Origin of the sequence: Methylobacterium sp. CB376, assembly GCF_029714205.1 — a bacterium.
Classification (GTDB): Bacteria; Pseudomonadota; Alphaproteobacteria; order Rhizobiales; family Beijerinckiaceae; genus Methylobacterium.
On the sequence record NZ_CP121648.1, the window covers coordinates 1,349,438 to 1,367,783 of the forward strand.

The 18,346-nt window shown below is 69.7% G+C and carries 20 protein-coding genes; 13 read left to right on the top strand and 7 right to left on the bottom strand.

The window, feature by feature from the left end:
• Positions 1-21: 21 nt before the first annotated feature.
• From QA634_RS06085 to QA634_RS06100, 4 genes are read left to right on the top strand one after another with little or no spacing between them, the layout of a single operon-like run.
• Positions 22-1,026: an HAD family hydrolase gene (locus QA634_RS06085; protein ID WP_043700870.1), complete on the top strand. Its 1,005-nt coding sequence runs from the start codon at positions 22-24 to the stop codon at positions 1,024-1,026.
• Positions 1,023-2,000 carry a formylglycine-generating enzyme family protein gene (locus QA634_RS06090; RefSeq protein ID WP_012331139.1) on the top strand — a complete coding sequence of 326 codons (978 nt, stop codon included), beginning with the start codon at positions 1,023-1,025 and terminating at the stop codon, positions 1,998-2,000. Before QA634_RS06085 ends, QA634_RS06090 begins: the two co-directional genes overlap by 4 nt.
• A complete protein-coding gene (locus tag QA634_RS06095) occupies positions 1,997-2,416 on the top strand; it encodes a hypothetical protein (protein WP_012331140.1) in 420 nt (139 codons plus the stop codon). The genes QA634_RS06090 and QA634_RS06095 overlap by 4 nt, the downstream gene beginning before the upstream one ends.
• A complete protein-coding gene (locus tag QA634_RS06100; protein ID WP_012331141.1) occupies positions 2,413-3,267 on the top strand; it encodes a DUF4344 domain-containing metallopeptidase in 855 nt (284 codons plus the stop codon). The genes QA634_RS06095 and QA634_RS06100 overlap by 4 nt, the downstream gene beginning before the upstream one ends.
• A gap of 9 nt (positions 3,268-3,276) precedes the next feature.
• Here QA634_RS06100 and QA634_RS06105 read toward each other — a convergent pair whose 3' ends face one another.
• The gene (locus tag QA634_RS06105) at positions 3,277-3,738 is read right to left on the bottom strand and encodes a DUF2721 domain-containing protein (protein WP_012331142.1); all 462 of its coding nucleotides are present in this window, start codon (positions 3,736-3,738) and stop codon (positions 3,277-3,279) included.
• 124 nt (positions 3,739-3,862) lie between these two features.
• Here QA634_RS06105 and QA634_RS06110 point away from each other — a divergent pair, with 124 nt between their 5' ends.
• Genes QA634_RS06110 through QA634_RS06140 form a run of 7 tightly spaced genes read left to right on the top strand, consistent with a single transcriptional unit; the run spans position 3,863 to position 10,254 of the window.
• Complete coding sequence (locus tag QA634_RS06110; RefSeq protein ID WP_050777465.1) at positions 3,863-4,870, top strand: AAA family ATPase; 1,008 nt, start codon at positions 3,863-3,865, stop codon at positions 4,868-4,870.
• 13 nt (positions 4,871-4,883) lie between these two features.
• Positions 4,884-5,888 (top strand): DUF58 domain-containing protein, encoded by a 1,005-nt coding sequence (locus QA634_RS06115; RefSeq protein WP_012331144.1) that lies wholly within the window; start codon positions 4,884-4,886, stop codon positions 5,886-5,888.
• Positions 5,885-6,379, top strand: a complete 495-nt coding sequence (locus tag QA634_RS06120; RefSeq protein WP_012331145.1) for a DUF4381 domain-containing protein — start codon at positions 5,885-5,887, stop codon at positions 6,377-6,379. Before QA634_RS06115 ends, QA634_RS06120 begins: the two co-directional genes overlap by 4 nt.
• Positions 6,380-6,381: 2 nt before the next feature.
• Positions 6,382-7,410: a VWA domain-containing protein gene (locus QA634_RS06125; RefSeq protein ID WP_012331146.1), complete on the top strand. Its 1,029-nt coding sequence runs from the start codon at positions 6,382-6,384 to the stop codon at positions 7,408-7,410.
• A complete protein-coding gene (locus tag QA634_RS06130; RefSeq protein ID WP_012331147.1) occupies positions 7,410-8,324 on the top strand; it encodes a VWA domain-containing protein in 915 nt (304 codons plus the stop codon). The genes QA634_RS06125 and QA634_RS06130 overlap by 1 nt, the downstream gene beginning before the upstream one ends.
• Positions 8,321-8,983 (top strand): tetratricopeptide repeat protein, encoded by a 663-nt coding sequence (locus QA634_RS06135; protein WP_012331148.1) that lies wholly within the window; start codon positions 8,321-8,323, stop codon positions 8,981-8,983. The genes QA634_RS06130 and QA634_RS06135 overlap by 4 nt, the downstream gene beginning before the upstream one ends.
• Positions 8,980-10,254 carry a BatD family protein gene (locus QA634_RS06140; protein WP_012331149.1) on the top strand — a complete coding sequence of 425 codons (1,275 nt, stop codon included), beginning with the start codon at positions 8,980-8,982 and terminating at the stop codon, positions 10,252-10,254. Before QA634_RS06135 ends, QA634_RS06140 begins: the two co-directional genes overlap by 4 nt.
• Positions 10,255-10,295: 41 nt before the next feature.
• Here QA634_RS06140 and QA634_RS06145 read toward each other — a convergent pair whose 3' ends face one another.
• The 6 genes from QA634_RS06145 to QA634_RS06170 all read right to left on the bottom strand — a co-directional run bounded on the left by QA634_RS06145 (position 10,296) and on the right by QA634_RS06170 (position 15,589).
• Positions 10,296-11,750, bottom strand: a complete 1,455-nt coding sequence (locus QA634_RS06145; protein WP_012331150.1) for a DUF1254 domain-containing protein — start codon at positions 11,748-11,750, stop codon at positions 10,296-10,298.
• A gap of 17 nt (positions 11,751-11,767) precedes the next feature.
• Complete coding sequence (locus tag QA634_RS06150) at positions 11,768-13,105, bottom strand: DUF1214 domain-containing protein (protein WP_012331151.1); 1,338 nt, start codon at positions 13,103-13,105, stop codon at positions 11,768-11,770.
• Positions 13,106-13,117: 12 nt separating this feature from the next.
• The gene (locus QA634_RS06155; RefSeq protein WP_012331152.1) at positions 13,118-14,053 is read right to left on the bottom strand and encodes an HlyD family secretion protein; all 936 of its coding nucleotides are present in this window, start codon (positions 14,051-14,053) and stop codon (positions 13,118-13,120) included.
• On the bottom strand, positions 14,050-14,289 hold the full coding sequence (locus QA634_RS06160; protein ID WP_043702094.1) for a DUF3302 domain-containing protein: 240 nt from the start codon (positions 14,287-14,289) through the stop codon (positions 14,050-14,052). The genes QA634_RS06155 and QA634_RS06160 overlap by 4 nt, the downstream gene beginning before the upstream one ends.
• Positions 14,290-14,416: 127 nt before the next feature.
• Positions 14,417-15,241 (bottom strand): hypothetical protein, encoded by an 825-nt coding sequence (locus QA634_RS06165; RefSeq protein WP_012331154.1) that lies wholly within the window; start codon positions 15,239-15,241, stop codon positions 14,417-14,419.
• A 102-nt stretch (positions 15,242-15,343) separates the two neighbouring features.
• Entirely contained in the window at positions 15,344-15,589 is a 246-nt protein-coding gene (locus QA634_RS06170; protein ID WP_012331155.1) for a hypothetical protein, read from the bottom strand.
• Between the two features lie 512 nt (positions 15,590-16,101).
• Here QA634_RS06170 and QA634_RS06175 point away from each other — a divergent pair.
• Positions 16,102-16,575 carry a YidB family protein gene (locus QA634_RS06175; protein WP_012331156.1) on the top strand — a complete coding sequence of 158 codons (474 nt, stop codon included), beginning with the start codon at positions 16,102-16,104 and terminating at the stop codon, positions 16,573-16,575.
• A gap of 452 nt (positions 16,576-17,027) precedes the next feature.
• Positions 17,028-18,137, top strand: a complete 1,110-nt coding sequence (locus QA634_RS06180) for an IS110-like element ISMtsp6 family transposase (RefSeq protein ID WP_012331157.1) — start codon at positions 17,028-17,030, stop codon at positions 18,135-18,137.
• Positions 18,138-18,346 lie beyond the last annotated feature (209 nt).

An 18,346-nucleotide genomic window follows, 5' to 3' on the forward strand; every position in this document is an offset into this window, starting at 1 on the left:
GGTACCTTCAGCCGCCGTGGGATGCTTGCGGCCGCGGCGGCCGTCCCCATCCTGGCAGGGCCACCGTGGGTGAGAGCGGCCCGATCCCAGGATGGCCCGCTGCCTTCCTGGAACGACGGCGCTCCGAAACGGGCCATCCTCGATTTCGTCGCTCGCGTCAGCGGCGGGGGCGGCCCGGACTTCGTCGCACCGGCCGAACGCGTCGCCGTGTTCGACAACGACGGCACCCTGTGGGCGGAGCAGCCGATCTACTTCCAAGTCGCGTTCGCCTTGGACCGGGTGAAGGCGCTCGCGCCCGAGCATCCGGAGTGGAAGGACGCCCAGCCCTTCAAGGGCATCGTCGAGGGCGACCCCAAGGCCGTCGCGGCCGCCGGGGAGCGAGGCCTGCTCCAGGTCATGGCGGCGACCCACGCCGGCATGACCACCGAGACCTTCAACGGCATCGTCGCGGACTGGCTGAAGACCGCGCGCCATCCCCGCTTCGGCAGGCCCTACGACAGCCTCGTCTACCAGCCGATGCTGGAGCTGCTCGCCTACCTGCGTGCCAACGGCTTCAAGACCTTCATCGTCTCGGGCGGGGGCGTCGAGTTCATGCGCGTCTTCGCGGAGCGGACCTACGGCGTCCCACCCGAGCAGGTCGTGGGCTCGTCCGGTGTCACGAAGTTCGAGTTGAGGCCCGACGGGACGCCGGTCCTCGTGAAGGAGCCCAAGGTCGAGTTCATCGACGACGGTCCCAGCAAGCCGTCCGGCATCGACCGCTTCATCGGGCGCCGGCCCGTCCTCGCCTTCGGCAACTCGGACGGGGACCACCAGATGCTGCAATGGACGGCTGCGGGAGCCGGGCCCCGCTTCCTGGGCCTCGTGCATCACACCGATGCCGAGCGCGAATTCGCCTACGACCGCCAGTCCCACGTCGGGCGCCTCGACAAAGCCCTCGACGAGGCCGGCCGGCGCGGGTGGACGGTCGTCGACATGCAGCGGGACTGGAACGCCGTCTTCCCGCCTGCGCCAAGGAGCGACCGATGACGCATACGGCCCTTCTCGACCGCCCCCCCGCTCCGGACGCGGTCCGGGATATGGTGTTCCTGCCCGGGGGCACGTTCCGCATGGGCTCCAACCGGCACTACCCGGAGGAGGCCCCGGCCCACCGGGTCCGCATCGACGGCTTCTGGATCGACCCGACGCCGGTCACGAACGCGCAGTTCCGCGCCTTCGTGCGCGCCACCGGCTACGTGACCATGGCCGAGCGGAAACCCGACGCCGCCGACTACCCCGGCGCGCTGCCCCACATGCTCCAGGCCGGCTCACTGGTGTTCAAGCCGCCGAAGGGGCCGGTCAACCTACGGGATTGGGGCGCGTGGTGGCGCTTCAAGTTCGGTGTGCACTGGCGCCGCCCCTACGGGCCAGGCTCCTCCATCGCCGGGCTCGACGAACATCCCGTGGTGCACGTCGCCTACGCCGACGCCGAAGCCTACGCGGCCTGGGCGGACAAAGAGCTGCCGACCGAGGCCGAGTGGGAATACGCCGCGCGCGGCGGCCTGGACGGGGCGGAGTTCGCCTGGGGCGACGAACTCACGCCCGGCGGCCGGCACATGGCCAACACCTGGCAGGGCGCCTTCCCGCACCAGAACCTGGCCGAGGATGGCTATGAGCGCACCTCGCCGGTCACGGCATTCCCGCCGAACGGCTACGGCCTTTTCGACATGACCGGCAACGTCTGGGAGTGGACGACCGACTTCTACGTCCCGAAGCACCCTGCCGACGCGGCGAAGGCCTGCTGCATCCCGCAGAACCCCAGAGGCGGCCAAGCGGACGAGAGTTTCGACCCAAGCCAGCCCGGGATCCGTATCCCGCGAAGGGTGGTCAAGGGCGGCTCGCACCTCTGCGCGCCGAACTACTGCCGTCGGTATCGCCCGGCTGCCCGCCACCCCCACCCAGTCGACACCTCGACGAGCCACATCGGGTTCCGCTGCATCCGGCGGTCGGGAGACCGCCCATGAGCGTTCGGGGCCGGCTCGCCGGGCCCTGGAGGCGGCTGCTCCAGTCCCTGCTGCTGACGGGGCCGCTCGCCAGCGCTTCCGCGGCCCACGCACAGGCACCGCCGTCCAGCGTCGATGGATGGGACAACGCCTACTACCAGATCCTCGCGGAGAGCCTGCGCCGAGCCGGACGGGGAAAGTGGGTCTACACCTCCGATGGCCACCCCATCGGCCACATTGCGGATGTCCACACCGCGCCGGACGGCGTGCACGAGGTCGCGGTCGTCCGGGTGCGCCGCCTCCTGCGGGGCGGCGAGATCGCGCTCCCGGTCTATCGCTCGAGCCGGCAGAACGGACGGATCGTCTCGGCCGAGGACCGGCCGACGATCCGCGCGATGGCGCGCGTGGACGTGGCAGCGGGGGATGGACGCCCATGAGCCGCACGTCGGGTCGCGCGCTTGCCCTCGCCTCCGTCTGCGTCGTCTTGCCCATCGAAGCTGCAGAAGCACGCGGCGCAGCCTCCGCGGGCTCGGACCGCATCCGCGTCGTCTACGAGGCACCGAAGAAGGCGGCCTACCGCGAGATCTACGATTCCATGCGTCGGAAGCGCGTGCTGGAGCGTGTCGGCGCCATCGTCGGGCTGGCCCGGCTACCGACCCGGCTGACGTACCGCCTCAAGGAGTGCGCCGGGGAGCTGAACGCCTGGTACGACCCCGAGAACCGGAGCGTGACACTCTGCTACGAACTCGTCGCCAGCATCCATGAGGTCGCGCCGAAGACCAGGTCGCCTGCTGGGGTCTCCCGCCACGACGCGCTCGTGGGTCCCGTAGCCCAGATCCTCATGCACGAGAGCGGGCACGCGCTCTTCGACCTCCTCCGCGTGCCCATCCTCGGGCGCGAGGAGGACGCGGCCGATCAGGTGGCGTCCTTCGCCCTGCTCCAACTGGGCGGCAAGGAGGCGCGCACGGTGGTGAACGGGAGCGCCTTCTTCTTCGCGACGACGGGCAAGGACGAGCCCGTCGACAAGGGCGGCTTCGCGGACGTCCACGGCTTCTCCTGGCAGCGCTTCTACAACCTCGCCTGCCTGGCCTACGGATCGAACGAGAAGCGGTTCGGCTACCTCGTGGCCAAGGGCTACCTGCCGAAGGAGCGGGCCGAGGGTTGCGGCGAGGAGTACGACCAGGTCGCCTTCGCCTTCGACAGGCTGATCGTCCCGCACCTGCGCGTGAGGCCGGGCCGCGGCGAGCGGCTGCGCCGCGCGTTCGAGCGTGCCGCGCGGGGACGGTAGCCGCCGGGTTCAACGGGTTTCGGCTCGCCCGTCGCGAAGCGCGCGCTCGATGCGCGCGATGTCCGCGACCGAGAGGCGGATTTCCAGGAGAAGGAAGACCAGGGCGCTCGTGAACAGCGCCAGGGCGGCGATGAACAGCACCGCGATGGCGGGGCTGTTGTGGAAGCCGAACATGGCGTCGACGAAGGTCAGGATGACCATCCAGCCCGTGACGATGCCGCTGTGCACGCAAAGGGTGATGGCCCACCGCGTGTGCCATGCCCGCCGGAGCGCGTCCCGGAGCGTGGCATCCCCCCATCGTCCGTCGGCTCGCTCGCGGTCCGCCACCAAGGAGCGAACGACGTCCGCGATGCGGGTGAGGCGCAGGACCAGGAGGGACAACAGCCCGGCGACGGCTCCGAGCAGGAACGCCGGCGCGGTCGCGAGGCCGATGACGTGCGTGATCTCGTCGACCGGAACGTCCTTGAGCATCGTCCTCGCGCCGGGCTGGGCCCGAGACTGAGGTCGCAGGCCGCCTTCGGTTGGCAAGGCTGTAACGGTAACAGGGCTGACTTGGGCGTCCGCTCGTCCAAACTCCCGCGGGGAGCGCACCGGCATGTTGAAGGACGTCCAGGACCGAGCAGAGGTGGGAACGGGCTCCGCGGCACGCGCCGCCGTCCTCGACCTGCAGGCGCGCATCAACTGTGACATCATCGGCCAGGAGCGCGTGGTCGAGCGCATCGTCATCGCGCTCCTCGCCGACGGCCACGTGCTTCTCGAAGGCCTGCCGGGGCTTGCCAAGACCCGGGCGATCAAGAGCCTGTCGAAGAACCTGGAATCCGATTTCAGCCGCATCCAGTTCACGCCCGACCTCCTGCCATCAGACGTCACCGGCGGCGAGATCCTGCGTAACGACGGGCACTTCGAGTTCCGCAAGGGCCCGGTGTTCGGGAACCTGGTGCTGGCCGACGAGATCAACCGCGCCCCCGCCAAGGTTCAGTCCGCCTTGCTGGAGGCGATGGAGGAGCGGCACGTGACGGTGGCCGGCAAGCGCTACGACCTGCCGCCCCTGTTCATGGTGCTCGCCACCCAGAACCCCATCGAGCAGGAGGGGACCTATCCGCTGCCGGAGGCACAGATGGACCGGTTCCTGATGCACGTCCGGATCGATTATCCGTCGGACGCCGACGAGGTCCGGGTGCTCCGCCTCGTGCGGTCGGAGCAGACCCCGGCGGGAGCGGCGGCGCCTAAGCCGCCGAAAATCCCGCAGCATACCATCCTCGACGCCCGGGCCGAGATCGACCGCGTCGTCACCAAGGATGCCGTCGAGGCGTACATGGTCGGCCTGGTGGCCGCCACGCGCCGGCCCGGAGAGTTCGGGGACAAGCTGAAGGCGTGGGTCGCCATCGGGGCGAGCCCGCGCGGCTCGCTCGCCCTCGACCGCTGCGCGCGCGTGAACGCATGGCTGCGCGGGCGGGACTACGCCACGCCGGAGGACGTCCAGGCTGTGGCGCACGACTGCCTGAGGCACCGCGTCTCCCTGAGCTACGAGGCCGGCGCGGACGGCGTGACGGCCGACGGGGTCCTCGACGAGGTGATCAAGCAGGTCGCGGTGGCGGTCTGACGAGGGGCACGCGATGGCGCGGTCGATCGAGCGGCGCGGTGAGGTAGGTGACGGGAAGCCGTCGAACGGAGCGCGTGCCTACGTCGGCCTCGACGCCCTCCTGCGCCTTCGGCATCGGGCCAAGGGCTTCAGCTTCCTGCCGCGGCAGCCCGTGCACAGCCTGCTCTCGGGCCGGCACGCCTCCCGCCTGCGCGGACGGGGCCTGAACTTCGAGGAGCTGCGCCACTACTTCGAGGGCGACGACACCCGCACCGTCGACTGGCTGGCGACCGCGCGCCTCGGAGCGCCGCACGTCCGCGTCTACTCGGAGGAGCGCGACCGGCCGGTCCTGCTCCTCGTGGACCAGCGCACCACGATGTTCTTCGGGAGCCGGCGGGCAATGAAGTCGGTCGTCGCGGCCGAAGTCGCGGCGCTCGCGGCCTGGCGGGTCACATCGCTCGGCGACCGGGTCGGTGCGGTCGTGTTCGGCGACGTCGACATGACCGAGGTGAGACCGCAGGGGCGAGAGACGGGGGCCGTCCGGGTCATCGCCGAGGTCGCGCGTCGGAACGGACTTCTCGGTACCGGCGCCCCTTCTCCCGGAGCCGACGGGCAGCTCAACGAGGCCCTGCGCCGGGCCGAGCGCCTGGCGACGCACGACTGGCTCGTCTGCCTCGTCACCGACGCCGCGGGCGAGGACGCCGAGACCGCGCGCCTCGTCACGCGCCTCACGGCCCACAACGATGTCCTGACGGTGCATGTCCACGACCCGCTCGAACTCGAGCTCCCTGACGTGGGGCCCGCGGTGTTCAGCTCGGGCGAGGCACAGGTCGAGGTCGATTCCTCCTCGAAGAGCCTGCGCAGCCGCTACTCGGACGATCGCGCCGAGTGGCGGGAGCGCCTGGGCGCGCTCTCGCTCCGGCGAGCCATCCCCGTGCTCCCGGTCACGACCGCCCAGGATGTCGCGACCCAGTTGCAGGCGCTGATCGGGAGAAGGGCCGAGCGTCGTCTCACCAGCGTCGGAGGGACAGCCCCATGAACCCGGATCCCGGCAGCCTGGAGAACCTACGGGACCTTGCGGTGCCGGCCCCGGTGTCGTTCTGGCCCTCGGCACCCGGCACCTGGATCGTGTTGGCGGGGCTCGCGGCCATGCTGGCCCTTTTCCTGCGGGATGTCCGGAGACGGCACCGCGCCAATGCCTATCGACACGCGGCTCTCGCGGAACTCGACGCCCTCGCGGCGTCGCCCCAGCCGTATGCCCGTGCCGTCGAGCGCGTCTCGGAGGTGATGAAGCGGGCGGCGCTGGTGGCCTTCCCGCGCGAGCAGGTCGCGCCCCTGAGCGGTGCGAGGTGGGCCGATTTCCTCACCGGAAGCGGCAGGGGCAGGCTCGATGCGCCCGCGTTGCGCAGGCTGCTTTGCGAAGCCTACGGCGCCCATGGTCCGGAGCCTGCCGACGTCCGCAGGTTGATCGAGCAGGCCCGCATCTGGGTCGCCGAGCACCGGCCAGCAGCCAAGGCAGGGGCGGGCTAAGCGTGCTCACGTTCTCTTATCCCTGGCTTTTCCTTCTGGCTCCCCTGCCGGCCCTGGCGTGGTGGCTCCTGCCGGCGCACGTGACATGTCACGCGGGACTGCGCGTCCCCTTCTTCGCCCGGCTAGTCGCCCTTACGGGCCGGAACCCGCACGCGGGCGGGCTGGTGGCGCCGCGAAGCCTCCCGCGCCTCGCGACGCTTGTCGCCTGCTGGCTTCTCGCGCTCGCCGCCCTGATGCGCCCGCAATGGATCGAGGCGCCGCTCCATCGGGACCAGCCGACGCGCGACCTCCTCCTGTTGGTGGACCTCTCCGGGTCGATGGACACGAAGGATTTCACCGACGCGTCCGGCAGGACCGTCGACCGGCTGACGGCCGTGAAGGCCGTGCTCGACGACTTCCTGTCACGCCGCAAGGGCGACCGCGCCGGGGTCGTGGTCTTCGGCGACGCGCCCTTCGCGCTCGTGCCGTTCACCACGGACCTCGACCTCTGCCGCGAGATGCTGCGCGATACGGTCGTCGGGATGGCGGGCCCTCGCACGGCCCTAGGCGACGCCATCGGACTCGGGATTGCCCTGTTCGACCGGAGCACGGTGAAGGCCAAGACCATCATCGCCCTCACCGACGGCAACGACACGGCCAGCCAGGTGCCGCCGACCGAGGCCGCGGGTGTCGCCAAGGACAAGGGCATCGTCATCCACACGGTCGCCATCGGGGACCCCTCGACGGTCGGCGAGGACAAGCTCGACGAGACGGCACTGAAGGACGTGGCGTCCGCGACGGGCGGCGGCTTCTTCCGCGCCCTCGACCGCGACGAGCTCGCCCGTATCTACGGCCGCCTGGACGGGACCGAGACCCGCCGGATCGACACGGTCACGTTCCGCCCGCGGAAGGACGTCTACTGGGTCCCGCTCGCGGTGGCCCTGCTCGTCTCGCTGCTCGCGCAAGCCGTTCACCTGCTTCTACGGGGCCGCTCCACGTCGCGTGCGCCCCTGTCCGGGCCCGGGCTGGCGTCGAAGGCGAGGACCTCGTGATGAGCGCCCTCGCGGCCTTCCACTTCGAGCGCCCGGCCTGGCTCCTGCTGCTGCTGCCGGCAGCGGCGCTCTGGTACTTGGAGCGCCGGCGGTCGGACGAGGCCCAGCGCTGGCGGCGCGTGATCGACCCGGAACTCCTCCGGCACCTGCTCGTTGGGCGGGAGCGCCGGTCGTGGTTCTCGCCGAACGCGCTGCTCCTCGCCGTCTGGTTCGTCACCGCGGCCGCTGTTGCGGGACCCGTGTGGGAGCGCGAGCCGTCACCCTTCGCGGATGCCAAGCCCCCTGTGTTGGTCGTCCTTCGGGTCGCGCCCACGATGATGACCCCGGACCTGGCGCCGACCCGCCTCGACCGGGCGCGCCAGAAGCTGGCCGACCTGCTCAAGCTGCGCGAGGGCGCTTCCACCGGCCTCATCGCCTACTCGGGCTCCAGCCATCTCGTCCTACCGCCGACGCCGGACGCCACCGTCGTCCTGAACCTGGCGCAGGCCCTCTCGCCCGAGATCATGCCCCGCGAGGGCGACGACATCGCGGGCGCCGCCGCGCTGGCCGACCGCGTCCTCGCGGGAGGCGGCCACGGCGGCTCGATCCTCCTGATGGCCGACACCACGGCCATCTCGGCCGGTGGCCTCGGCCTTTCCCGCCTCGGTCACCCCGCGACGGTTTTCGCGCTGCTGCCGCCGGACCAGGATCGAGGACGCCTCGCCGACGTCGCTCGCGCTCTCGATGCGGACCTCGTCGCGACCACGGTGGATCAGGCCGATGTCGACGTGGTCGCCCGACGGCTCGACCGCACCGGCCGCGCGGCCGAGGTGGCGGGCGAAGGGCAGCACTGGAGGGAGGCGGGCTATTGGCTGACGCCGCTCCTCGCCCTCCTCACGCTTCTCTGGTTTCGCCGCGGTTGGGTGACGGCATGATCCGCCTCGCCAAGCCACCGCACCCCTACGTCCTCGTGTCACTGGCCCTGTTCCTGGCGCTCGGTGCGACCGCCTACAACGTCGGCTTGCGGAACCTCCTGCTCACGCCGGACCAGCGCGGGCGCTTCCTGATGGCGCGAGGCCGTCCGGGCGAGGCGGCTTCCGCGTTCCGCGATCCGGTCTGGCGCGGCGTGGCTCTGTTCCGGGCGGGCGACTTCAAGGGGGCGGCGCAAGCGTTCGGAGGCGTCGACACGGCGGAGGGCGCCTATGACCAGGGCAACGCCCTGGTGATTCTCGGCAAGTACGACGACGCCGTGAGGCGCTACGACCGGGCGCTGGCTCTCCGCCCCGGATGGGAGGATGCGGCCGCCAACCGCGAGATCGCGCGCCTGCGGGCCGAGCGCATGCGCCAGGAGGGAGGCGAGACCGGGGACACCGAGTCGAGCCCCGACGAGGTCGTCTACGACAAGGGCAAGAAGGGCGGCGCGGACACCACGGTCGAGGGCGACGGGAAGCCCATGTCGGACGAGGCGGTCCGGGCCCTCTGGCTGAAGCGGGTGCAGACGCGGCCGGCAGACTTCCTGCGGGTGAAGTTCGCCTACCAACTCCAAACGGCGTCCGGCGCCGATTCCGGGGCGCCCTCGGGGACACGACCATGAGGAGGCTGGTCGCTGCCCTCGCGTTGGCAGTTGCTTGGGCGAGCACCGCAGCGGCGAAGGCAGCCGAGGTCGTGGTCCGGACCCAGGTCGACGCGACAAGAGGCATCGTCGTGGGCCAACCGGTTCACCTCCGGGTGGACGTGCTCTTCCCCGGCAGCATGCCGCGCCCGCCGCGGGTCAGGGTCGGCGACGCTCCGGGTGCCCAGGTCCTGCGCTTCGAGACCCAGGGCGTCACCACGAACGACGAGATCGGTGGCCAGCCTTACGTCGGGCAACAGTTCGAGTTCGTCGTGTTCCCGCGCCGGGGAGGAGCCATCGAGATCCCGGCCGCAGAGGTCACGCTGCTCGACGCTGCGGGTGACCCAGCGGGAACGGCAAGGGGCGAGGCGCGGCGCCTCGTCGTCACCGTGCCTCCGCGGCTCGACGCATCCGGACCCGTCATCGCCGCGGAACAGGTCGACGCCACCCAGACCTGGGAGCCCGACCCTGCGCAGGCGCGGCTCAAGCCCGGCGGCGCGTTGGTGCGCGCGATCCGCCGCAGCGCCGACGGCGTTCCGGCTATGGGTATGGCCGACCTCGCCTTCACCGCTCCCGAGGGCGTCCGGATCTACGTCGACCCGCCGCGCTCCGAGGACCGGATGAACCGCGGCGCCGTCACCGGGTCGCGTGTCGACCGGGTGACCTACGTCTTCGAGAAGCCGGGCAGCTACGACCTGCCGGCCGTCGTCCAGCCCTGGTGGGATCTGGACGAAGCGCGCGCGCGGGCGGTGACGCTTGCCGGCGTCAGGGTAGCCGTAGCTCAGGCAGCCTCTGCGACGGAGCCGGCGCCTCGCCGCGGAAGGACATGGGCTTGGGCCGCCGGAGCGTTGCTCGGGATCGCTTTGCTGCTGGGTCTCGCATTGGCCCTCCGACGCCGGCAGGGCCGAGACGCCGGCACCACGGAAGCGACGGCACTGTCCGAGTTGCGCCGGGTTGCCCGGAGCGGCGATGCCCCGGCGACTTACCGGGCGCTCGCGATATGGCTTGCCCGGCTACCTTCCGGCGTGCGGCGGGACGCGAGGCATGATCGGCGCCTCGCGCCGCTCGCCGGCGAACTGGAGCGTACCTTGTTCGGTGAGGGGGGCTCCTGGTCGGCCGACGCGGGGCGGCAGCTCCGCAACGTCGTCCCGAAGGTCCGCAGGGATCTGGCGAAGGAGGTCATCAGAGCGAAGCGAATGGACCTGCCGCCGTTGAACCCCGCCGCGCCTGCGTCCAGCCATCGGCCCGCCTGAAGGCCACGAAGGTGGGGACCGGGACGCCTCCGGAGTGGAGGTCAATCCGCTCGCTGAACCGCGGGCGGAACCCAGGAACCGTCGACCACGGCGGTCCTCGGCCAGTAGGCTCGGACGTAGAGCGTGAAGTCCCCGTCCTTGGGCGCCGGCAACCAGTTGTCGCGCTGGGCCTCCGGGGGCGGCTCCGACTGCACGTACACCGTGAGCGAGCCGTCCGGGCCGTACTTCATGGCCTTGTTCTTGGTGCCGAGCGAGTAGCGCTGGATCGCGTTCGGCACGAAGAAGTGCGCCGCGTCGTAGAGCGTCAGCGACCAGAAGCCGTCGACCGGCGGGGTCTCTCCCTTCGCGAAGGTCACCGTGTAGCGTTTGGCGCCGTTGAGCCGCGCCCCTGAGACATCGAGATCTTGGTAGTAATACTTTGTCTCGTTGGGTGCGTTGACGAAGATGTTCGATTTTGCGGCCGCCGTCCGAGTGAAGTAGTCGACGCCGAACGCGGCGTTGTTGGACGTCGTGCTCCAGTGATCCTTGAGCTGCACGCCCCAGTTGCGAAACTGGAGGAGCGGGTCAACCATCTCCCTCTCGGCCTTGGAGGCCTCGTCGGCCATGGCCTGCTTGAGGGCCGGGTCGCGTCGAGCAGCGGCGAGGACGGCGGTGACCTGCGCGTACCGGGCTTCCTCGCCCGGCAGCGGCGGCGCGTCCCTCAGCACCAACGGCAGCTCGTCGAAGAACTTCTCCGGCAACACCCACTTCGTCTCTCCCGAGCCACCTCCTTCCCCCGGCGAGCCCAACTTGGGCAGCTGCCGCCAGTCGTGCCGCTTCATCGTCCCGTCGAACTGCGCGAGCGGGTAGGCGTCGATCCCGGAGATGGCCGACTGGATGGCCCGTCGGTCCTCGGGCGTGTCGTCCATGAAGACGCGAGGCAGCACGAACGCCGTGCCCGTCTTGGCCCGGAACACCCTGGCGATCCCCTTCGGGACCTCGCCCGTCCAGTTGGGGCCGACCAGCAGGTAGAAGCCCGGTCGCGTGCCGTACATGGAGCCGAGCTGGGCGAAGCCGTCGGTGCGGGTATCCACCACCTGGTAGACCCAGAAGCGGCTCCCGAAATCGGGGACCTGAAGCACGACCGGCGTCTCGTCGAGCGCCGCGATGGAGGCTCCGTACACGACGTCCTGGTTCGGGCAGGCAACCCAGCGCTGCTCGGGTGCGATGTAATCGTGCAGCATGGCCATGGCGTTCAGGGGCGCGAACGCCAGCACGCCGTTCATCAATCCAGCCTCACGAACCTGGCTGTTGGCCTGCCGGCGATTGTAGATGTTCTCCATCGGCCAGGCCCAGAAGTAGGCGTCGCGCGCGACCATGCGGGCATAGGCTTCCGTGATCTTGACCGCGCTGTCTGGTGCCGGCGGCAGCGCGGCCGCCCAGTCAGGCGACGGCGCGAGGGCTTCGGCGCGCGCGGCCGGCGTCGCCGCAAGCAGCGCGAGCGCGGCCGCGGTCATGATGTGGCGCCTAGGGGTCATGGGCGGGCTCCCTCGATCCTCGCGACAGACGGCGGCGTCCACTCGCATCGCTTCACGACCTCCCTGGGCACGTAGGCACGGAACGTCAGGGAGAACGGCCGGCCCTCGGCCGAGGGAAGCCAATTCGTCTTCGGAACGCCGGCGACCGGCTTCGGCCCGACCGCGATCTTCAGGGAGCCGTCGACTTCCTTCGTCAGCGTCGAGAGGTTGTTGAAGTTGAAGCGGTTGAGGGGGTTGGGCACGACCCGGTAGTCGGGCACCCCGACCAGGATCACGGACCAGTAGGCGTCGACCACGGCCTCGGGCAATCGGTCGGCTGCGAAGTGCATGACGTAGCCCCCGCTCCCGTCGAGGGGCTTCTCCTCGGCGTCCCGGGTGGCAACGAAGTAGACGACCTCATTCGAGGTGTTCGCCCAGATCCCGGCGTAATTGGCCGCGGTGCGCCGCCGGAAGTCACCCCCGTAATTGCCGCTGCCCGTCCCACAGAGCCAGTGGTTGCGGTACGGGGCCGACTTGGTCAGGGCATCTTCCCGGAAACGGCGGATCACGTCGCGCAGCTTCGCGTCGACCTCGGCGCGGGCTCCCGCGCTCGACGCCGCGTAGGCCGACACGGCGCGGACCTTCTGCTGCATCTCGGCGGAGTTGGGAGCCACGTCGAGCGCGCTCGCGAGCTTCGCGTCCGCGTCGTCGAAGATCTCGACCCCGACGAGGTCCTGGTTGCCGAACATCGGCAGCCGAGGTGGTGGAGCGGCCTCCGGCGTGCCCAGGGTCGTCACCTTGAAGGCGCGCTGCAGCGCCAGCGCGCCATCGGTGTCGCCCTTGATCTCGATGCGGGCGAGCATCTTCGCCTTGCCGGAGTGAAGCTCGATCCGCCCAGCGCCGGGCGGGACGGCCACGTTCGAGCCGGGCTTCACGAGCGCGAAGGTGCCGTAGGGCTTCGTCGGGAAGGTGCGATCGTTGATGTTGGCGATGACCTCGCCCCATTCGTCGAGGATCTGCGCCGTGTAGTACCGTCCCTTCACCTCGGGGATCTCCAGCAGCGCCGCCGCCTTGTCGTCGGTCGCGAACCAAGCTTCGAGATAGGAAACGTCGAAATTCGGGTTGACGAAGTCGGCCGATCCCACGGGATTGTAATTAATCCTGTTGTAGGAGAAGTCGGGCCCGCTCCTGTCGATCATCTCCTGGCGGATGACCAGGGCACGGCCGAGCAGGTAGACGTAGGCGTCGTCGATGTCCTTGTCGGTGACGGGTGCCGTCTGGGCCGCGGCCAGGCCGGTAGCCGTGATCAGCGCCAGCACCGCCAGGCCCAATTTCCTCGTGAGGGTGGTTCCCATTCGCCGCCTCGCTCAGAACGGGTTGGCGTAGTTCAGGATCGCGCTCTGCCGGAGCAGGACCTTCCGGATGACGTGCGCCTGCTGCACGTGGTCCGTGTAGATCGCCGCGGTCCCGGTGCTGCCGGCCGGCAGGCGGCGGGCCACCTCAGCGTCGTCGAGCGTGAAGCGAACCACGAACGGCGCGGACTGGATGTCGGTCGGCGCCACCGCGGAACCCCCAAACTGCGCCTGCCCCGTCGCTATGGCCTGCAGGACGGCCTCGACCCGCCCGGAGTGGACGGTACCCGGGAGCGTCTTGAAGGTGATCTCGACGGGCTGACCGGGCTCGATGTAGCGCGCGTAGATCTGGGGGATCTCCGCGCCGAGGAGGGTGTCGCCGGTATCGATGAAGGCCATCACCGGCGACTGCGCGGTGACACGCGCCCCCTTTCGTAGAGTCAGGTTGGTCACGTAGCCGGCGGCCGGGGCCCGCACGGTGGTCTTGTCGAGGTTCCACTTGGCGCCCTCAAGCTGGGCGCGCAACTGGTCAGCCTCGGCCTGTCTCTGCTCGACGTCGAAGGCGCGCCCGGTCCCGCGGCTCTGGAGCTGGGACATCTCGGCCAGTCGGGTCTCAGCGAGCTTCAGCTGCGCCCCGATGGCTTCGACCTGCGTCTGATAGGGCGTCGGATCGATCCGGAAGAGGACGTCGCCTTCCTTGAGCGGGGTATTCGCCTTGACCGGGACGTCAATGACCTCGCCGGCGACAGAGGGGACGATCTGGACCGAGTTGCGGATGACCGCTGCCGGCCCTGAGGGCGCCCCCCAGCCCATCGGGATGAACAGCCCGACGAGCAGGAGGATGAGGACGAGCGCGGGTGAGAGCTTCCAGAACAGGTTGAACGGGATGAACCGCAGCCAGACGAACAGGACCAGGAGGGCGATGTAGCTGTTGAGCAGGAAGACGATCATCGGTCCGCGTCCCGCCGTGCAGGGGCATCGACGTAGGCCCAGACCAGGATCAGCGGCCAGAATACGAAGCCGAAGACGAGGGTGGCCCAGCTGCCGACGGTCACGGCCTGCGCCCAAGGATGCCCGCGTCTGCGCGCGATGCGGCCGGGCATGACGCCGAGCGCGACGAACGTCGCGATGAGCGTCGCCACCACGACCAGCAGGACGATCCAGGCGAAGATGTCGATGAACGGCATGGACATGATGCGTGACGGTCGCACGCGCGCGGATGCCCCTGAAGCCTGTAACTGTAACTGCCCGCGGACACCTTGCCGGCTGCGCTGGGAGACGTCACCGCGAGGCTTGCGACGGTTCGAGCGGCTCTCAGGCGACCACGTCCGTCACGCTTTGCGCGACGGCGTCCGCGAGCGCATCGATGCGTGCTCCCTCAGGGACGGCGTCCTCCATCCCGTCGACGGCACCGGACGCCTTCACCTCGCCGCTCCGCGGGTCGCTGACCGACCACGAGTATCGGCACCCTTCCGCGATCCCGTGCACGGAGACGTCGAGCGCGAGGACCGCCTCGGGCTGCGAGAGCAGTTTCCTGATGGCATGAGCGGCGGCCCTGTGCTCGGGAGGAGGTTTCACGAAGACGCGGAACCTCCTCCCGGCGAGGGCCCTGACGATGGCCTGGAGGAAGATGTCCCCCTTGGCCATCGCACACCGGTCGCGTCGGTCGCTCCGGTGCGTGACCACCAGGGCCATTCGACCATGGGTGGCTAGGTCTTCTTCTGTGGCGTGGGGCAGTGGGTGACAGGCGGAAGTGGCGGCCGAGGGTGCCGGTGGCAGCCGGGCCGCCTCGCAGACCGGTATGTACGACCCCGGCCGCAGGACCAGCCGAACCGGGTCATGGGTGCCGGGGCCATCGTAATAGGCGGCGAGGGCCGACCTGATCCGGGTCGCCTCGATCCGGACGATGGGATCCTTGCCGGGGTCGAAATCCGGACCCCGGCCGAAGACGTCCACCCCGATGGTGTAGGCTTTGACGCGCCCGCCGCGCCCGGCCAGTGCCTCGGCGACCACGAACGAGAGGAAGCGACGGTTGCGCTCAGACAACCGCAAGCCTTCGGCTGCCAGGAGTTCGCGAAATACCCGTTCGAGCTCCGGCGACGGCTCGTTCGAGTTAGCCGAGGAATAATCAGCATCCATCGGATCCTCCGCAGACCGCGTTAGAACCTAGGTGGATCTTGCCCGATTACGGTGCTCGAGCGACCCCTGATGAGCCGGGAAGGCTACGCATAGGTTAACGTTCTATCCTAAGTTGCGCAGGATGTCTTCCTCGATGGCACCCGCGAGCTGCCGGTACTCCTCCGCCCGCTCGGGCCCGACCGGCTCGGTCGATTTCGCCCAGTAGTCCGTCGCCTCGCAGGCCGCCTCGTAGGCTTCGCACAGGTCGCGGAAATTGGCGTCTTCGGCGGCCTTGCCGCGAAGCGTCTCCCGTCGGTCGGGATACCGGAGCAAAAGCCTCGCGAGGCCGCTTCTCTCGGAACGCTCCATCGAAGCCTCCCGGAATTGAGTCCGTCGGCCGCTTGCCACCGACCCCCCCATAATGCGCCCCGCGGGCGCGTGCTGGCCCTGTTACAGTTACTTGGCCAAAATGGTTGCACCGAGCGCCGTGGATTCCTAGGGGCGGGATAGCCTGCCGGCCAATTCCTGGGAAGACGGAGCATGGATCTGACGAAGAAGTTACTCGTCGAGCCCGGTTCCCACGTTCGCCTGCACGAGGTCGACGCCGCCTTCGTTGGCTCCTACTCGTCACCCTGACAATGCGTACGGCGTCCTCCCGCGAGGAGCTGCTGTCCAGGCTCTTCCATGAGCTCCCGCAGGCGGCCGACCGGGCCGTTGATATCAGGGCGTGGATCGACAACCGAGGACGTATGATCCTGGGACGGAGGACAGGGAGCCGGCGAGGCTTTCCGTCTGCATCGGCTCGGCGCACAAGTGCGTTTGCTGAGTTCGAACCCGAGGCGGACGGGCCCGGCCCCACCGCCGCAAGCCGGAGATGAACGATGAGCGATGGCTACCCCTCGATGACGGCGCTCCTGGGCCTGCTGGCCTTGGCCGGGTACCAGAACCGGGACAAACTCTCGGAACTGCTCGGAGGCGCTGGTCAGGCCGCTCCCGCGCCCACGGGCCCCGCGGCCGCGCCCGGCGGCTCCGGTGGCGGTTTGGGCGGCCTTCTCGGCGGCCTGCTGGGCAACCAGCGGAGCGTAGCGCCCGGCGGGTTCCTGAATAGCGGTCTGGGCGAGATGCTGGAGCGCTTCCACCAGGCCGGGCACGGAGCGGCCGCCCAGTCCTGGGTCAACCAGGGCCCGAACCAGGAGATCGCCCCGCATCACCTGGAGCAGGCCATCGGCCCGGACGTGTTGGCGACCTTAACGCAACGCACGGGGCTTTCTCGCGAGGAGCTGCTGTCCAGGCTTTCCAGGGAGCTCCCACAGGCGGTCGACCGCTACACTCCAGACGGTCGGGTCCCGGCGTAGGCCGCACAGCGACGGGGCCCGTGGTTGCTCGCTGCGCACTGCGGCACTGAGCGCCAAACGGCCTTGAACGACGATCCAAATGCGCGATGCCGCTCCCCTTCGGAAGCGGCATCGCGTCAGTTCGGGCTCGGTGGCTGCGGAACTTTGGCGCTCAAAGCGGAACTTTGAGCCCGAGCTCAACAAGTGCGAGCATGCCGGTTTTGCCGCAATCGGCGCCACGTCCGCTTCGCAACTTGAAGCAGACCTTCGGAAGCGTGATGTCGAAAGTCTGCAATGGGTCAGGAGCGCAGGTCAGGCTATCGCAGTGTGAAGGTCCGGATGGGGTCGGAAGCAGCCCCTCGTGGCTGGTACTAAGACCGTATGTCCGCCGAGCCGGGGTGGCTCGCCCTACACTGCGCCTTCGAGGGTTGCTCGGCGCGGCCGAGCCGATCCTCATCGCAGGAGGACGAGCCGTGGGCCATGCTACCGAGGTTTTCGTCGGGATCGACGTGTCCAAGATGCGCAATGCCGTCGCCGTTGCTGATGGCGAGCGTGGAGGCGAGGTCCGCTACCTGGGTGAGGTCGACGCCTCGCCCGAGAGCATGCGCCGGCTGGTGAGGCGCCTGGCAGGCCAGCACGAGCGCCTGCACTTCTGCTACGAGGCGGGGCCGACGGGCTACGGTCTCCACCGCCTCATCACCGAACTCGGCCACTCCTGCTCCGTCGTGGCGCCCTCTCTGATCCCCAGGAAGCCCGGCGACCGGGTCAAGACCAACCGCCGCGATGCGGTGGCGCTCGCCAAGCTCCTGCGCGCCGGCGAGCTCACGGCCGTCTGGGTGCCCGACGAAGGCCATGAGGCGATGCGCGATCTCGTGCGCGCCCGGGCCGCTGCCGTCGAGAGCCTGCGCGTGCATCGCCAGCAGGTCAGTGCCTTCATGCTCAAGCACGGGCGCGTCTATCCCCGCAAGAAGGGCTGGACGATGCGCTATCTTTGCTGGCTGCAGGAGCAGCGCTTCGACCATCCCGCCCACCAGATCGCGCTGCAGGAGCTGGTCGAGGCGGTGCGGATCGCCAAGGAGCGCGTGGCGCGTATCGAGGCGGCCATCGCTGAGTTCGTGCCCACCTGGTCGCTCGGTCCGGTCGTGCGGGCGTTGCAGACCCTGCGCGGCATCGACCTCATCGTCGCTGTCACCTTCGCGACCGAGGTCGGCGACATCAGCCGCTTCGAGAGTCCGCGTCAGCTCATGGGATATCTCGGCCTCGTACCGAGCGAGCGGTCCACCGGCGACACGGTCCGGCGCGGCGGGATCACCAAGGCCGGCAATGGGCGCGTGCGGCACATGCTGGTGGAGAGCGCCTGGACCTACCGTCACCCGCCGAAGGTCGGAGCAAAGAAGCTCTACCGGATGGAAGCCGCGACGCCACGGGTGCGCGAGATCGCCTGGAAGGCCCAGACCCGCCTCACGGCTCGTTACCGGGCGCTGATCGGGCGCGGCAAGAAGGCGACGGTGGTCTGCACGGCGATCGCCCGCGAACTCGTCGGCTTCATGTGGTCGGTCGCCCGGGAGGCGCGGGTCGCCTGAGGCGGCCACCAAGCGGGACGCTTCCTCGCGCATCGGCGGGGGCGGGACCACGGCAGGAGAACGCCCGTCAGACGCTTTGTGGCCGGCCGTGAGGCCGACGCCCGCTGTAAGATCGGGACAGCTCCGGACGCACACTCGGGACTGCGGTAGCCAACCCGCGCATCAGAGCTTGATCACCGACGTCCATCGGTCCCGTCTCCACCCATGCG

Bases quoted from the DNA above. Each gene is read 5' to 3' on its own strand.
- QA634_RS06170 (WP_012331155.1), bottom strand. From the start codon at position 15,589: ATGGAGCGTTCCGAGAGAAGCGGCCTCGCGAGGCTTTTGCTCCGGTAT.
- QA634_RS06085 (WP_043700870.1), top strand. From the start codon at position 22: ATGCTTGCGGCCGCGGCGGCCGTCCCCATCCTGGCAGGGCCACCGTGG.
- QA634_RS06130 (WP_012331147.1), top strand. From the start codon at position 7,410: ATGAGCGCCCTCGCGGCCTTCCACTTCGAGCGCCCGGCCTGGCTCCTG.
- QA634_RS06175 (WP_012331156.1), top strand. From the start codon at position 16,102: ATGAGCGATGGCTACCCCTCGATGACGGCGCTCCTGGGCCTGCTGGCC.
- QA634_RS06110 (WP_050777465.1), top strand. From the start codon at position 3,863: ATGTTGAAGGACGTCCAGGACCGAGCAGAGGTGGGAACGGGCTCCGCG.
- QA634_RS06155 (WP_012331152.1), bottom strand. From the start codon at position 14,053: ATGATCGTCTTCCTGCTCAACAGCTACATCGCCCTCCTGGTCCTGTTC.
- QA634_RS06090 (WP_012331139.1), top strand. From the start codon at position 1,023: ATGACGCATACGGCCCTTCTCGACCGCCCCCCCGCTCCGGACGCGGTC.
- QA634_RS06120 (WP_012331145.1), top strand. From the start codon at position 5,885: ATGAACCCGGATCCCGGCAGCCTGGAGAACCTACGGGACCTTGCGGTG.
- QA634_RS06135 (WP_012331148.1), top strand. From the start codon at position 8,321: ATGATCCGCCTCGCCAAGCCACCGCACCCCTACGTCCTCGTGTCACTG.
- QA634_RS06105 (WP_012331142.1), bottom strand. From the start codon at position 3,738: ATGCTCAAGGACGTTCCGGTCGACGAGATCACGCACGTCATCGGCCTC.
- QA634_RS06145 (WP_012331150.1), bottom strand. From the start codon at position 11,750: ATGACCGCGGCCGCGCTCGCGCTGCTTGCGGCGACGCCGGCCGCGCGC.
- QA634_RS06095 (WP_012331140.1), top strand. From the start codon at position 1,997: ATGAGCGTTCGGGGCCGGCTCGCCGGGCCCTGGAGGCGGCTGCTCCAG.
- QA634_RS06115 (WP_012331144.1), top strand. From the start codon at position 4,884: ATGGCGCGGTCGATCGAGCGGCGCGGTGAGGTAGGTGACGGGAAGCCG.
- QA634_RS06100 (WP_012331141.1), top strand. From the start codon at position 2,413: ATGAGCCGCACGTCGGGTCGCGCGCTTGCCCTCGCCTCCGTCTGCGTC.
- QA634_RS06160 (WP_043702094.1), bottom strand. From the start codon at position 14,289: ATGCCGTTCATCGACATCTTCGCCTGGATCGTCCTGCTGGTCGTGGTG.
- QA634_RS06140 (WP_012331149.1), top strand. From the start codon at position 8,980: ATGAGGAGGCTGGTCGCTGCCCTCGCGTTGGCAGTTGCTTGGGCGAGC.
- QA634_RS06165 (WP_012331154.1), bottom strand. From the start codon at position 15,241: ATGGATGCTGATTATTCCTCGGCTAACTCGAACGAGCCGTCGCCGGAG.
- QA634_RS06150 (WP_012331151.1), bottom strand. From the start codon at position 13,105: ATGGGAACCACCCTCACGAGGAAATTGGGCCTGGCGGTGCTGGCGCTG.